Raw genomic sequence first — 12,885 nt, forward strand, 5'->3', positions numbered from 1 at the left:
CCGGCAGCCTTCAGTGGTCTTTGCAGAGTTAAGACAGGCGGCTTAGCGTTGCACTTCGAACTTGAATCCGCCCTTAACGTACAAAATTTTTCTATACCCAAACTGACTCCAACCTGAAAGAGGGTGTCATAACTGGCGAGCAGTGCGCAGCCAGTCCACTGTATGCGCGTTAGCGCATGAAAGTCGGTGCGCCAGGGTTACATATTCCTGAGCTGGTAGGCCGACGAAGCCAGGCGAAGCCGGTTCCGTTCTGAAAGGTTCCACCTATCCCCATCCCCGCCCTGTAAAGCCAGACCCGCCTTCCGCGCCACAGAACGAGTCTCTGCGCCGCCGGAGTGGTCACGACAAGGCTTTGCCGCAGTCGGGGCGTATCTCCGCGTTAGCGGGCCTGTAAGGGCCGCTTACGGGCGTGTACACAAATCCCAAAGCGACACCCCTCACCGCCACACCGGAATTAATTACAACATCCATCTTTAAAGCGGCACAGTTCCGGCCCTTCGGGCCGGCGCGGCGGCGCTTTTCAGGGTGGGGCTGTCACTGCTGCTGCCGGTGTGCACGGTACGCTGTTAATGCGCCTGCACAGAGTGTTGTAACTAATCCGTCTTACTGCCCGGTGCGCAGCGCCGGGAGCTACCTGTGTTTTTCCTCTGAGCGCGTGGACGTGAGTCCGCTGCATGCGAAGGCATTATTTATTCAGCGCAGGAGTAAGAATGAACTTCTCTTTTTCCTTCTGATCTCTTCTTTCTGACCGAAGGGAAAGTATGTTTTGCGGCTAGCGTGTGACTCTGTTGCAGGTTAGCTCTGTTTCCTGATTGCGTGTAACTGTGCATAAAAAAAGACACGACCTGCGGCAGCGGTTTTTATCGTCATGATTCGGAAATTTTGCCGGCAACAGCGGCGAAAAAACCGGCGGCCGGGACGCGGCACAAACGACTTTACCGCCAGTCAAGGCGGTTAAAATCAGGGGGAAAAGGTTAGTGCACGACGTCAGGCGGGGCGGGCTCGTAGCCGAGTCCCAGCTCCAGCTGGTTCAGGCTCTGCCACACCAGCCGGTCAAACGCGGCGGCATCAAGCTGCATCAGCTCGTGATTCGGCAGCGTGCGGATGAGCCACCCGGCCATCGTACTGCGCCGGTCATCAAGCGGCAGTTTCCCGAGACGCTTTTTACGCTTCTCTTTTACCGCTCTCTCACGCCTGCGCAGCAGCGTGGCCATCCGCATTTTATGGTACCAGAGTTGTCGCGCGGCGCGGATGGAGGCGTATGTGCCCGGTTCAATAATGCCGTCGGCTTCCGCTTCAAGGCGCTGGTTGCGCTGCTGCAGGAGTTTATCCATGTTCACCCCGCACAGCCGCCAGAAGCGGTCTGTCAGCACGATGTGGCGCGGCATCCAGTATTTTTCCACCGGGTCCCAGTCAAGATCGGGCATTTCAATCAGACCAAAACGCTCAAGTTCAGGGAACAGCCGCGACAGCCGCGACGGCATGACGCACGTCTCCGGAATGATACTGCCGTTCTCATCCCTGGGACTCAGCTCGGCAGCAAGGCGGGTAACGTTCACCGTCACCACCCAGGTAGCCAGGTCGGCACGCTGGACCAGTAGCGGAAATATGGCATCGATAAGCGCCCGGCGCTCCGGGCGGAAACCGCGCTCCCGGCCCGCCGCTTTGCGCAGGAAAACGAAATAGGGGTCGCGGGACACGCTGCGGCGCAGCCGCTGGCCACCGCTGTGGCGGTCTTTCACCACCAGTCTGCGCATGGCGTGGCCAAACTCACCCGGCAGCGGGCGATAGTCATCCGGCGCGAACCACGCGGGTTCGGGGCATTTGCAGGCCGTGGAATGAGTGCCACGGCGGCGCCGGCCGGCGCGGATAAAGGGCGCTGCTAAGGTCTGCTGTTCAGTCAAACCCGCCTGCGCTTATGTTGCGCAGAAGGAGCAGGCACAGAGGGTATTGTATTTTTCTGGGCATGAAACTATACTCCCCGCATAGAGCAACAGCTTCTATGCAGAATATGTGAGCCCCGTTAATCTTCTCAGTCGCCAAACTAGTCGAAGATTCTCGGGGTTTTCCTTTTTCTGGTGTTCACTAATCAGTCAGCACCAGTCTCCTGCCACCTTTCTTTCGGCGTGGCCAGCCAGTAAGACTTTTGCGTGTCGTAATCTATCATTCATAATACATCCTTTCAAGAAAGTGACTCGTCACTTGAAAGAATGGTCAAAATTTTCACCTAGCCGGTATTCAATCAGCTTTTCTATCATTTCAGCCTGAGTAACGCCTTCGTCTTCACAAAGCAGTCTCAGATGCTCTTTGTGGGCGTTACGTATAAACACGTTCACTTCTTTATGTGTCTCTTTTTTTCGAGCCACTGAGCGGCGCTTTTTCTCTGCATTAGTAAGCGGTGAACCTTTACGGTAAGCCCTTTTCTGCTTAGGCGGCTCAGCTGATGACTGTGGCTGCGGCATAACGCCTCCTCAGAAAAACACGGGAATTTTCCGGAGCATAGCACAGTAAAACAGTTTATGAGTAACTTTCTTTATGCCATCCATCCAGCTGGCATACTGGGAGAGATGGTGATCACGGAACGTAAATAAAACAGGGATTCACAGGGGGCTTGAGCAGACCTGATTTGTAACCATGCAACCACAAAGACGCATGGCGACGCACTACACCGGAATAATATATCTTCATAAAGGCACGTTCCTGTGCAAGGTAACTCTGTCGGCCCCTCCGGGCTGAGGCGCACCGCAGCCTGCGAGGAACGAACAGCCCGGAGGGGACCGGTCAGCCGCGGGCGGCTTTGTCTATCGCCGCCTGCAGCACTTTTGCCTTCACCACGCCCGGAATAACGGTGGTGTTCTCCGCCGTGGCGCCGCTGGCGGGCATCACCACAATCCCCGGCGTGCCGCTCAGCCCCAGCTGCTGTGCCAGCAGGTCATTGCCGGCGATCGCCGCGTCATACGCGCCGGTCCGGGCACTGTCCTCCGGCCCGGCGCCCGCCTGCTCCGCCACCGCCGCAATGTCCGCGCGCGTCAGCTTCCCTTCGTTTTTGCCGGTGCGGTAAATGCCGTTGTGGTAGGCCATGTAGGCCTGCGCGCCCTTCTGGTGCCAGATATCCAGCCCGCGGCGGGCCGCCAGCGTGGATCCCTCAAATTTGCCGGCAAAAATGGTCCAGTCCCGGAACGCGAAGCGCACGCCCGGGTTTGCCGCCATCACCTTTTCCAGGTTCGGCGCCATCATGCTGCAGGCGATGTACTCGTAGTCGAAAAACTCCGTCACCAGCACCCTGGCCTGCGCCGGGCCGCTGACCGGAATGTCCTTCAGCGCCTGCAGGTCCGCCTGGTAGCGCACGGCCGCGTTCGTCAGCGTTCGCGTCCTGCTGTCTTCCACCTGTGCCTGCAGCTTTTTACTGACCTCCAGCAGGATCTGCGGATGGGCCAGCAGGTAGTCACCGGCGAGTTCGCCGATGCGCGCCTCCTGCTCAGGGGTAAAGGCCGGCGCCTCACCGGCTGATACACCGGCGGACAGGGAGAGCAGCGCGGCGGACAGCGCCGCGGAAATCAGTGTATTTTTCATCATGTGTTCCTGCCGGCAGGCGCCGGCTCAGTAAGGGAAATAAGGAAGACGGGGCGACATGCCCCGGATTAACGTTCTTTCTGAATGTGCTGCGTGCGTGCCGGCTCCATTTCATCACGCTGCAGGTCGCGCGCGCGGGCAGGCTCCGCCGGCAGCCGGACATCCGGACTCAGACGCTCGCTGACCTCCCGCACCGCGCGGGCGGTTTCGCGCGCGGCCTGTGCCCGCTCTGTTTCTCGCTGGCTGTGCTCCTGCTGCTGCAGCGTTTTTTCATCCGCCAGTTTCGCCCGCAGCGAGGCAGGCAGGCCGCCGGCACTGTCAGGCGCGTCATTAGGCAGCTCAGGTACGGTCTTACCGGAAGCCAGTTCAGACAGTGCCGCACGTAGCGCGGCGGGATCGTGCTGGCCGGCAAGGCTGGCAGCCACCGCCTGCAGCAACGCGGGTTCAGGTTTATGGTCAGGCCGGTCAGCAGCCGGCAGCCGGATGTCATGGCCCTCCAGCTCAGCGGCCACCTGCGCCACCAGTTTCTGCCACGCGGCCTCGCGGTCCTGCTCCGGCAGCGCGGCCACCTGCAGCCGCAGGCTGGCCAGCACAGCATCCATCACCGCCCGATCCGGAACGGCAGCACCAGCATCTCTTTCAGTCCCAGCCGCTCCGCCCCTTCCACGACCAGCGTGCTGTGGGGCTCAAGGCTGAATCCGGCCGACAGCACCTGACTGCGCGGCACGATGAGATCCTGCAGCGATGCGGATTTGCCTAACGTCACCGCCCTTTCGGCGGAGCTGGCCAGCACCCGTACCGGGCGGCCCAAATCACGTGACATTGTCACCAGTTCTTCCGCTGCCTCACGCAGACGCGGCACGGCTGCGGGCGCGTTCAGAATGGCCACCGGCAGGTCTCGTATCCGTTCAAGGTGTGCAGGGGGTACTTCACCGGGCGTGCTGAAATGCACCACCCGGCCTGCTTTAAGGTGATCGGCGGCCAGCGCCTGCACGGACAGTTCATCAAGCAGGTGGATCTGCGATGTGAACACCCCTTTTTCCCGATCCAGCGGCACCAGCAGGCCGTCCTGAATGGCGGTATCAATAGCCGGGCGCAGCGCCCTGATGTCCTGTGCCTGCTCCCCCGCTTCGTGCGCGGCCAGCAGCAGGTCGCCGAAGGTAAACCGCGTGCGGGAATCGCTCAGCAGCGAGACGGCGTCGCGTACCGCGCGCATGGCGTCAGGCGTGACCGCCGGTTCGGTTTCCGGACGCGGAACGGCTTCGGCCTGCGCCACGAATCCCTGCGGATCAAACCCCAGCGCATCGCACTGCGTGCGCCAGCCGTCCAGCAGCCGTTCACGCCCCTGTGCCGTTTCCGGTTTGGTGACCGGCTCCTCTGCGACAGTTTTTTCCTGTTCGACAGTTTTTTCCTGCGTATGCCCCTCTGCGACCGGACGGTGCGGTACACCGGCGGGTTCGCGCGTGGCTGAATGGTCAGGCTCCTCCCCGTTGCGCACGGGCTCAGGCACAGAAATCCCCTTTTCCGCCTGTGGCTCCCGGGATGGCCTGAGCACCACCGGTTTTTCAGTGTCGTAATACGCCGGGGCGCGTTTCGACTGGCGGGTGTCGAGCGCCGCCACGTCGCGGCTTTTCAGCGACGCGTCGGGACCGGCGGCGCCCATGATCTCCGCGTGGCGCGAGGAGAAGTTATCCAGCACGTCGCGTGGCACGCCCGCTATCTCCCACAGCCCGTGCGGCCCGCCGGTTTTTTCCGTCTCATAGCCCAGCGCATTCACGCGCCCCTCCAGCCGGTTGCGGTAAATTTTCCCGAAGCTCACCTGGTGGCGGTAGATGGCCTCAATGAATCCGGCGCCGTGCACCGTATCTGATGAGAGGGCTTTCCACTCCCCGTCCAGCTCCGTGGCGTTGGCAATAATGGCGTGGGTGTGGATCTGCGGCTCCAGGTTGCGCGACGTGTCGTGGGTGAACAGGGCCGCCACCAGTTTGCCGGTGGGCACGATGGAGGTGACCCCGTCCCGGGTGTGCCGGGCGCTGGCCATCTGCTCAATGATGGCCAGCGTCTCTTTGACGGATTCGTTGTGCGCGTCCAGCAGGCGGCGGTCGCCTCCGGCCAGAATCAGCAGCGACACGCTTTTCGGCGCGGAGAACGTCAGGTCGTGTCCCGGGCGGTGCACGTGATTGCCCTGCACGTCCTTCCCCAGCGCCGTGCCGTCCGGCAGCCGGCCGTACAGCAGGTCGGTGAAGGTATCAAGGTCGACCGGCCCGGTCAGGCCAAGGGTTTTCGCCCCTTCCCCCAGCCACTGGCTCTCCAGGTTGCCGAGAAAGTAGTAGTTGTCCTTGCTGCTGTAATACTCTGCGGCGCTTCCTGCGGAGGCCACCGGTGCTGGCGTCATCATCGTTCAAACCCTCCCGGGCCGTGGTCGTGGTGCATGTTGCTGTAGTGTTCGTAATCGTCGTGGTGATGGTCATCGCGCGGCTCTGCTCCCGGGTGACGGTGATGCAGAATGTTGACCTCCTCATCGGCCATCAGGCGGCTGGCGCGCGTCACGCCGGCGGGCGTGTCCGGCGGGACCGGCTCTGCAGGACGGGCCGCGCCCGCGGTGCGCAGCTGCAGCTCACCCCGTTCGTTTTCCTCCGCCACGACGTGCAGTTCGGGGGTGTCACCGCCTGCCGCACTCTCCTGCGGCGGGTCTTCGCCGGTGTTGTCCGCGCCAGGTGACTGTGCCTGCAGCTTCCTGAGACGCGCTAACCGGGCAGAAGAGGCCTTACACGGCGACATCGTCATTGCCGAGGTGGCCGGCGAGTTCACCGTCAAGCGCCTGCAGCTGCATCCCCGCCTCGCCCTGCTGCCGATGAATCCGGCCTATGCGGTGATTTACCCGGAGGAGCTGCAGCTGCTCGGCGTGGTCACCTGGTGGTTTAACAGCACGCGTGCGCGCCGGAGGTAATCATGCCCATGTTTGGCCTGGCCGACGTCAACTCTTTCTACGCCAGCTGCGAGGCGCTGTTCCGTCCCGACCTGCGCGGCAGGCCCGTCGTGGTGCTTTCAAACAACGACGGCTGCGTCATTGCGCGCAGCGCCGGCGCCAGAAAGCTGGGCATAAAAATGGGGGCACCGTGGTTCCAGATAAAGACGCAGGACTTTCCGGAAAAGGTGCACGTCTTCAGCAGCAATTACGGGCTTTATCATAATCTCAGCCAGCGGGTCATGACTGCCCTTGAGGAAATCACGCCAAAGGTCGAGCAGTACTCCATTGACGAAATGTTCCTGGACCTGACCGGCATTGATGGCTGTGAGGACTTTGAGCACTTTGGGCGGCGCCTGCGTGCACATGTGCTGGCCACCACGGGCCTCACCGTGGGCGTCGGTATGGGCCCGACAAAAACCCTGGCGCAGTGGGCGAGTAAAGAATGGAAGCAGTTCCGCGGCGTGCTGGCGCTGGCGCCGGACAACCCGAGGCGCACGGAGACGCTGCTGAGTCACCAGCCGGTGGAGGAAGTCTGGGGGGTCGGGCGCCGCATTGCAAAGAGGCTGGGCATGATGGGGATTGAGAACGCCCTCCAGCTGGCGCGCGCCCACCCTGCCCTCATCAGGAAGAACTTCAGCGTGGTCCTCGAGCGAACGGCGCGCGAACTCAGCGGTGAGTCCTGCATCCCGCTGGAAGAGCTGCCGCCGGCGAAGCAGCAGATTTGCTGCTCGAGGTCGTTTGGCGAACGCATCACCTCAAAGGTGGCCATGCAGCAGGCGCTGTGCCAGTACGCCACGCGCGCGGCAGAAAAACTTCGCGGAGAACGGCAGTTCTGCCGGCGCATCAGCGTGTTTATTCGCACGTCGCCGCATGCGGTAAATGAGGTGTTCTACGGCAACAGTGCCGGTGAAAAACTCAGTCTGCCGACTCAGGACACGCGCGACATCATCGAAGTGGCCATGCGCAGCCTCGACGGCATCTGGCTGGAAGGGAAACGGTACATGAAAGCCGGCATCATGCTCGATGACTTTACCCCGAACGGGGTCAGCCAGCTGGACATGTTCAGCGACGCTCAGGCGCGCGCGAACAGCGCGCAGCTGATGAAGGTGCTGGACGGCATTAACCAGTCAGGCCTGGGCAGCCTGTGGTTTGCAGGTCAGGGGGTGAACACGGAGTGGAAAATGAAACGGGACATGCTCTCCCCTGCCTGGACCACGCGATGGAGCGATATTCCGCTGGCCACGGTGAAATAACGCAGGCCGTCATGAACGCAGAACGCCGGGAGGGACCGGAACTTGCTTCCTGCCCGGTGCCGCCGTTGAGCAACGGAGCAGGGCGGAGGCGGTAGATTAATCTTCTAATGCGAAAAAAATGAACACTTCACTCAATTGAGTAAATGGGTAAATGAGTAAATGAGTAAATGAGTAAATGAGTAAATGAGTTTTTACTCATTCTCTTTAAGCCAGCTATCCACCATTTCTTTCAAAACCTCAGAAATATTTGTTCCTTTTCTTGCACAGGCAGCTTTGAAACGAATGTGCTTTTCTTCATCAATATTCACATTGACCCTTTTTTGCCTTTCAGAAGCCACGGGCGTGTTTTGAACAACCTTTTGTACATCGCGATGCTCGCCAAAGCTCATGGTGCGAGCTGCATGTTTCCGTTCTAATGTCATGTTTTTACCTGCTGAATTTGATGGCATGAGTATATGTGTTTTTACTCAAATACACTTATTATCTCTCTGGTGAGAATTTGTATTTCACCTTTGGCGGCACTGTCACCAGTATCTAATACGCTTTCACCATCAAGAATCGATTTAACATAGCTCTGACGCTGGGTGATTGCAGTTTTCAAAGCTCTGATGCCCGTCTGCGCAATGCTGTTGCGCAAAACACCTAACATAGTTGCCTGCTCAATTTTTCGCGTAATGAGGAATCTTGCTTCAACAGGCCGGTTGTATGCCTGAGCCTCAAGAACCGTCACGACAGAGCCAGCTGCCGAAAAATCCAGGGGGCTTGGTGTGACAGGAATAATGATCAAGTCACTAACCATAACAGCAGCAGACGTGATGACGGAAAGTGAGCCAGCTCCATCAATAATTACATAGTCATAATCAGAGAGATCTTTGCGAACCTGGTAAACATCCTTTTCTGAAGCTGCCGTGTAAACGTCAAATTTCGCTTTTTCTGCAGTGTTCCAGTTAGTCAGGCTCATCTGCGGATCTGTGTCAACCACCGCGACTCGCAAACCTGATTCAGCAAGACATGAACTGACATTGATGGCTGCAGTCGTTTTACCTGAACCGCCTTTAGGATTCAGGAATGCAATAATTTTCATACTCACAACCTCACTTACTCATATGTGTGTTTACACTAAAACAATTATACACATAAACACAATAGAGTAAAAACACTTAGTTGTATTTACTCAAATGAGTAATATATAGGTGAGAGTCGACCAGATACCCAATACGCAAATGTTCAGTACGAAACAGACCGCACCCGAACACAGCTCATAAATTATTTTTAAGGATGGCCACAGCCTCATTACCCGGCATCTGAAACTGCACCCGGTGGCGGGCAGCGACGTCCAGCGCAAACACCTTCGTGTAAATCTCCGTCGACTTCGCGCTCTTGTGCCCGAGCAGGCTCTGCAGCGCTTTCAGCGGCGTGCCGGCGTACAGCATGTGCATGGCGTAGCTGTGCCGGAAGGTATGAAGGGTGACCGGGACGGAGAAACTAACGCCCTCTGACGCCGCCGCTTCGGTGGCCTCATTCAGCCAGGTGCGCGCGGTACGGTCGGTGATTTCCCACAGCCGCACCCGTTCCGTCCGGCCCGTCTTCTCGCTCCTCCGTTCAATCGGAATGCGCAGGGTGGCGATCATCATTTCCAGCTGAGTCACGTACTGCGCGTCGGACAGCGGAACCAGGCGGTGGGGCACTACGCCGGCGGCGCGGCGTCCGGCCCGGTGCACCGCCTTATCCTCGCGCTGCTTTAGCGTGGCCAGCTGCACGAACGGATACTGCTGACGCAGCAGAAAGTCCCCTCTTGTGAGCGCCAGCGCCTCGCTGATGCGCGCGCCGGTGTTCCACAGCGTCGTGAACAGCATCTTGCGCCGCAGGTCAGGCATGAAGTGGAGCAGGGCGCTGACCTCCGGGGCCAGCAGGTATTTCGGCAGGTCGTCAACGAGGGCAGCCATCTGGCGCAGGGCCAGCGCGGCCGGGTAGTCGATAGCGACCGGCAGCTGGGCGGGCGGCGTGGCGTGGCCGAATGAAACGAGACCAGTCATGATTGTATCCCTCCCTTTATGCCATCTGGAATCTGTGGAAAGTTCTGCATAGTCTCTTTCCCGTGCTTACTTTCCAAGACGATTCTTTTCCAGTACTTTTTTCGCAAGCCTCTTAACGTATCCAGTATTCCCTGTTCACTTAACAAATGGACAGAATCCGGCAGCCCTGCTTCTCTGCGAATTTTTGCTGCCAGAATGAAAGCCTGTATGCCGGTCTTGAGGCAGTCATAAGTAAGAGGCAGGGACACCGGCAGATAATCATTAAATTTTCCTGCCTGTATGCGTGAAGAGAGCACGGTCATGTTTGTTTCAAATGCACGTATCCTGAAAATTAAATGTGAAGACAGGGACCGCCAGTCACCTTTAACCTGGGATAAATCCAGAGAGGGTATTTTGTCCATTTCAGATAATTCTTGTACGCGAAGACTGCCCAGTGACATCCAGGCCACGGAATATCGCTCCAGCAGAAAGACCAGCTCGGTGCCGATGTAGTACCGCTCCCGGTTCAGCTTTTCTTCTGACGCCCGCTTCTCACGGCGCGTAATGAAAATATGTGATAACCACTGGCTGCCCAGCGCACCGAGTATACCTGCGCCTGCGCTTATCACCGGTACCCATACCGAAATTCCGGCAGCTGCAGCCTTTACGCCTTGAGCCATAGCAATGACATCCGCCAAATTGTCGCTCCTTTGAGTTATAAGGCTTCACTGGTAGAAAAATCCAGCGGACGAGCTTAATGAATGCTCAACGCAAGGTTAAAAGCATCACATTCATCATGTATAAATACGTCTCCGGTTTCATTCCCGTACTCTTCCCAGTCCTCTACGTAATCCTTATCGGTCCGCTCCCGCCAGTGTCCTTTTTCTGCGCTCCAGATGGCGATGACCTTACCGCCGACGGAAATAAGTTCACGGCGACCGGAGGAGTGTTCTTTGAACCAAATTTTCGTACTCGAACCGGGTACGCGGGTAAGATACTCATAGATACAGAGAAGGGAGCCGAAGCTGTTGGTTGCTTCTCCACAATCGTCGTCGCATACGCTGCATTTCCATGAGGTATTATTTTTATTCATATAATTTCCTTATTAATGTTCACGTCCGTGTTAGTTCCTCACCTGATAATCACATTAACAGTATTCACTCATGAATCATGTAATAATCTGAAACTACAATCCCGCTAACTGTCACTCATGCAATTACCTGAAGTGATATCTGCGGAGATCCGGTTTATTCATTTATAGGGACTTTTACGGAAGCAATAAAGCAGTGAGTAACAGAAAAAGCAGGTGGAAGGTTAAGATCCCGACGCACAAAAAGAACCTTAACATACTATGTTATATCACATTTTATGATTTTATCCCAAAAATATGCGCAGAACATCGACGGGATCCGGTTCCTCTCTTTTTCGGATCTGCGGGATTTAACAAAAGGGAAACGTGCAGTTTGCAGTGAATCAGGCGGGAAAAGTCCGGGTAACGGTGAAAAAGAGCCTCAAGACATTTAAAGTGGTTTTAAGGATAAAACCTGCATATCGGGGAGATTAACTCCGTATGCAGGATTTGAGCCAAAAACGTCACTGACGTCTGAAAGCTGAACTGTCGTAAGGAACAAACCTTATGCGCTGACGGTCTTCGTTCAGTTAGGGAAGGTGCGATTAATTCGATGGGAACCATTTTTTCGTCCTGTCATCGTATGGTAAATGAACAAAGAACCGCCCAAAACACTGAAAACGATAGATGAACGGCAATCATTGTAGTCATGAACAGAACTTTGAATGATTAAATCGCACCTTCCTTAACGTTTCCCTGTCAAACAAAAGTGGAAATTCTGAAATTCAGGTATAGCTGGCCATTCATCCACACCACATATTCAGGGCTGCTTTGCCAGGCAGTAATGTTTCCGTTCTTTTCCCGGCTCAGAGCCGGGAAAACAACCGCAGGTTTTTATCTCAGCGATAAGGACTGGGCTAAATCGGAGTTAGCTTAAGTCTGCTCTGTGCCAGCAGACGAGCTTTTCATAACTGTCTGTCAACCTGTCCTAAAACCGCTCTAAAAGTCCAATCCCGGCGTTATCCATGCTGCTCTATTGAGACGTTGACTGGCACAGATCCGGTTTTACCTTTTTTCGGATCTACCGTGAAAAAGTGAGAAGAAAGGATATGTTAAGCATATCTATATGCTAAGCATCTGCATATGTATCACCTATACAAACTCATTCTAAAGGCATATACTTCACCTATGCGGGAATACTCCCTGGCATACCCGGCATATGAGGAAAACCCATGCGCACAGTTTCGATATTTAAAAACGGCAATAACCGCGCCATCCGTCTGCCCCGCGACCTGGATTTTGAGGGGGTCAGTGAGCTGGAGATCGTCCGGGAAGGGGACAGCATCATCCTGCGTCCTGTCCGGCCGACCTGGGGCTCGTTCGCGCAGCTGGAAAAGGCCGATCCGGACTTTATGGCGGAGCGCGAGGACGTTGTCACCGACGAAGGACGATTTAACCTGTGAACAAAACCTACATGCTCGACACCAACATCTGCTCGTTCATCATGCGCGAGCAGCCGGAAGCCGTCATTAAGCGTCTGGAGCAGGCCGTCCTGCGCAATCACCGCATCGTGGTCTCGGCGATCACCTACGCCGAGATGCGCTTTGGCGCCATCGGCAGGAAAGCCTCACCCCGCCACGGGCAGCTGGTCGACGCATTCTGCGCCCGCCTCGATGCCGTGCTGCCCTGGGATCGGGTGGCGGTGGATGCCACCACGACGATCAAGGAGGCACTGGCCGCGGCCGGGACACCGATTGGCCCGAACGACACCGCGATTGCCGGGCATGCGATCGCCATCGGCTCCATCCTAGTGACAAATAACACGCGGGAATTTGAACGGGTCCCGGACCTGGTGCTGGAAGACTGGGTGAAGTGAAACCAATACAAATATCGTTACGGAGTCAACAGCATGCATTCAGAACACACGAGTTCGCGAATTCAGATAATAAGTGCAACGCTTGGTCATGTGGATGGAGGGACGGTTAGCTACCGATAAGCTATCCT

At 56.9% G+C, this 12,885-nt stretch carries 15 protein-coding genes and 1 pseudogene; 4 read left to right on the forward strand and 12 right to left on the reverse strand.

Annotated features, from left to right (window positions below):
- Positions 1–974 precede the first annotated feature (974 nt).
- From repA (ACSZO1_RS19050) to ACSZO1_RS19080, 7 genes are all read right to left on the reverse strand, one after another.
- Complete coding sequence (gene repA / locus ACSZO1_RS19050) at positions 975–1,904, reverse strand: plasmid replication initiator RepA (protein ID WP_437615447.1); 930 nt, start codon at positions 1,902–1,904, stop codon at positions 975–977.
- On the reverse strand, positions 1,897–1,968 hold the full coding sequence (tap, locus tag ACSZO1_RS19055) for a RepA leader peptide Tap (protein WP_437615470.1): 72 nt from the start codon (positions 1,966–1,968) through the stop codon (positions 1,897–1,899). Before tap ends, repA (ACSZO1_RS19050) begins: the two co-directional genes overlap by 8 nt.
- A 230-nt stretch (positions 1,969–2,198) precedes the next feature.
- Complete coding sequence (gene repA / locus ACSZO1_RS19060) at positions 2,199–2,462, reverse strand: replication regulatory protein RepA (protein ID WP_437615449.1); 264 nt, start codon at positions 2,460–2,462, stop codon at positions 2,199–2,201.
- A 319-nt stretch (positions 2,463–2,781) separates the two neighbouring features.
- On the reverse strand, positions 2,782–3,573 hold the full coding sequence (locus ACSZO1_RS19065) for a DsbA family protein (protein WP_437615451.1): 792 nt from the start codon (positions 3,571–3,573) through the stop codon (positions 2,782–2,784).
- Between the two features lie 68 nt (positions 3,574–3,641).
- On the reverse strand, positions 3,642–4,178 hold the full coding sequence (locus ACSZO1_RS19070; RefSeq protein WP_437615453.1) for a hypothetical protein: 537 nt from the start codon (positions 4,176–4,178) through the stop codon (positions 3,642–3,644).
- Entirely contained in the window at positions 4,175–5,971 is a 1,797-nt protein-coding gene (mobF, locus tag ACSZO1_RS19075; protein ID WP_437615455.1) for a MobF family relaxase, read from the reverse strand. The genes ACSZO1_RS19070 and mobF overlap by 4 nt, the downstream gene beginning before the upstream one ends.
- Positions 5,968–6,354, reverse strand: coding sequence for a hypothetical protein (locus tag ACSZO1_RS19080; RefSeq protein ID WP_437615474.1), 387 nt, complete (start codon positions 6,352–6,354; stop codon positions 5,968–5,970). The genes mobF and ACSZO1_RS19080 overlap by 4 nt, the downstream gene beginning before the upstream one ends.
- Here ACSZO1_RS19080 and ACSZO1_RS19085 point away from each other — a divergent pair.
- Both ACSZO1_RS19085 and umuC read left to right on the forward strand, forming a co-directional pair.
- A pseudogene (locus tag ACSZO1_RS19085) lies at positions 6,323–6,523 on the forward strand (S24 family peptidase); the annotation flags it as partial. The gene ACSZO1_RS19080 and the pseudogene ACSZO1_RS19085 overlap by 32 nt on opposite strands.
- A gap of 8 nt (positions 6,524–6,531) precedes the next feature.
- Positions 6,532–7,797, forward strand: coding sequence for a translesion error-prone DNA polymerase V subunit UmuC (gene umuC, locus ACSZO1_RS19090; RefSeq protein WP_437615472.1), 1,266 nt, complete (start codon positions 6,532–6,534; stop codon positions 7,795–7,797).
- A gap of 191 nt (positions 7,798–7,988) precedes the next feature.
- Here umuC and ACSZO1_RS19095 read toward each other — a convergent pair whose 3' ends face one another.
- The 5 genes from ACSZO1_RS19095 to ACSZO1_RS19115 form a co-directional block, all read right to left on the reverse strand.
- Positions 7,989–8,219 carry a plasmid partition protein ParG gene (locus tag ACSZO1_RS19095; protein WP_437615457.1) on the reverse strand — a complete coding sequence of 77 codons (231 nt, stop codon included), beginning with the start codon at positions 8,217–8,219 and terminating at the stop codon, positions 7,989–7,991.
- Positions 8,220–8,260: 41 nt separating this feature from the next.
- The gene (gene parA, locus ACSZO1_RS19100) at positions 8,261–8,881 is read right to left on the reverse strand and encodes a ParA family partition ATPase (protein ID WP_437615459.1); all 621 of its coding nucleotides are present in this window, start codon (positions 8,879–8,881) and stop codon (positions 8,261–8,263) included.
- A 175-nt stretch (positions 8,882–9,056) separates the two neighbouring features.
- Positions 9,057–9,833 (reverse strand): site-specific integrase, encoded by a 777-nt coding sequence (locus tag ACSZO1_RS19105; RefSeq protein ID WP_437615461.1) that lies wholly within the window; start codon positions 9,831–9,833, stop codon positions 9,057–9,059.
- Complete coding sequence (locus tag ACSZO1_RS19110) at positions 9,830–10,510, reverse strand: hypothetical protein (RefSeq protein ID WP_437615463.1); 681 nt, start codon at positions 10,508–10,510, stop codon at positions 9,830–9,832. The genes ACSZO1_RS19105 and ACSZO1_RS19110 overlap by 4 nt, the downstream gene beginning before the upstream one ends.
- A gap of 56 nt (positions 10,511–10,566) precedes the next feature.
- Complete coding sequence (locus ACSZO1_RS19115) at positions 10,567–10,905, reverse strand: hypothetical protein (RefSeq protein WP_437615465.1); 339 nt, start codon at positions 10,903–10,905, stop codon at positions 10,567–10,569.
- 1,208 nt (positions 10,906–12,113) lie between these two features.
- Here ACSZO1_RS19115 and vapB point away from each other — a divergent pair.
- Entirely contained in the window at positions 12,114–12,344 is a 231-nt protein-coding gene (gene vapB / locus ACSZO1_RS19120; protein WP_008322219.1) for a type II toxin-antitoxin system VapB family antitoxin, read from the forward strand.
- Entirely contained in the window at positions 12,341–12,757 is a 417-nt protein-coding gene (locus ACSZO1_RS19125; protein ID WP_437615468.1) for a type II toxin-antitoxin system VapC family toxin, read from the forward strand. The genes vapB and ACSZO1_RS19125 overlap by 4 nt, the downstream gene beginning before the upstream one ends.
- Positions 12,758–12,885 lie beyond the last annotated feature (128 nt).

This window comes from Erwinia sp. V71 (assembly GCF_965644245.1).
Taxonomy (GTDB): Bacteria; Pseudomonadota; Gammaproteobacteria; order Enterobacterales; family Enterobacteriaceae; genus Erwinia.

What these genes read in the sequence shown, in the direction of transcription:
- repA (WP_437615449.1), bottom strand. Translation starts at nt 2,462, where the DNA reads ATGCCGCAGCCACAGTCATCAGCTGAGCCGCCTAAGCAGAAAAGGGCT.
- ACSZO1_RS19065 (WP_437615451.1), bottom strand. Translation starts at nt 3,573, where the DNA reads ATGAAAAATACACTGATTTCCGCGGCGCTGTCCGCCGCGCTGCTCTCC.
- mobF (WP_437615455.1), bottom strand. Translation starts at nt 5,971, where the DNA reads ATGATGACGCCAGCACCGGTGGCCTCCGCAGGAAGCGCCGCAGAGTAT.
- ACSZO1_RS19080 (WP_437615474.1), bottom strand. Translation starts at nt 6,354, where the DNA reads ATGTCGCCGTGTAAGGCCTCTTCTGCCCGGTTAGCGCGTCTCAGGAAG.
- umuC (WP_437615472.1), top strand. Translation starts at nt 6,532, where the DNA reads ATGTTTGGCCTGGCCGACGTCAACTCTTTCTACGCCAGCTGCGAGGCG.
- ACSZO1_RS19095 (WP_437615457.1), bottom strand. Translation starts at nt 8,219, where the DNA reads ATGACATTAGAACGGAAACATGCAGCTCGCACCATGAGCTTTGGCGAG.
- parA (WP_437615459.1), bottom strand. Translation starts at nt 8,881, where the DNA reads ATGAAAATTATTGCATTCCTGAATCCTAAAGGCGGTTCAGGTAAAACG.
- ACSZO1_RS19105 (WP_437615461.1), bottom strand. Translation starts at nt 9,833, where the DNA reads ATGACTGGTCTCGTTTCATTCGGCCACGCCACGCCGCCCGCCCAGCTG.
- ACSZO1_RS19115 (WP_437615465.1), bottom strand. Translation starts at nt 10,905, where the DNA reads ATGAATAAAAATAATACCTCATGGAAATGCAGCGTATGCGACGACGAT.
- vapB (WP_008322219.1), top strand. Translation starts at nt 12,114, where the DNA reads ATGCGCACAGTTTCGATATTTAAAAACGGCAATAACCGCGCCATCCGT.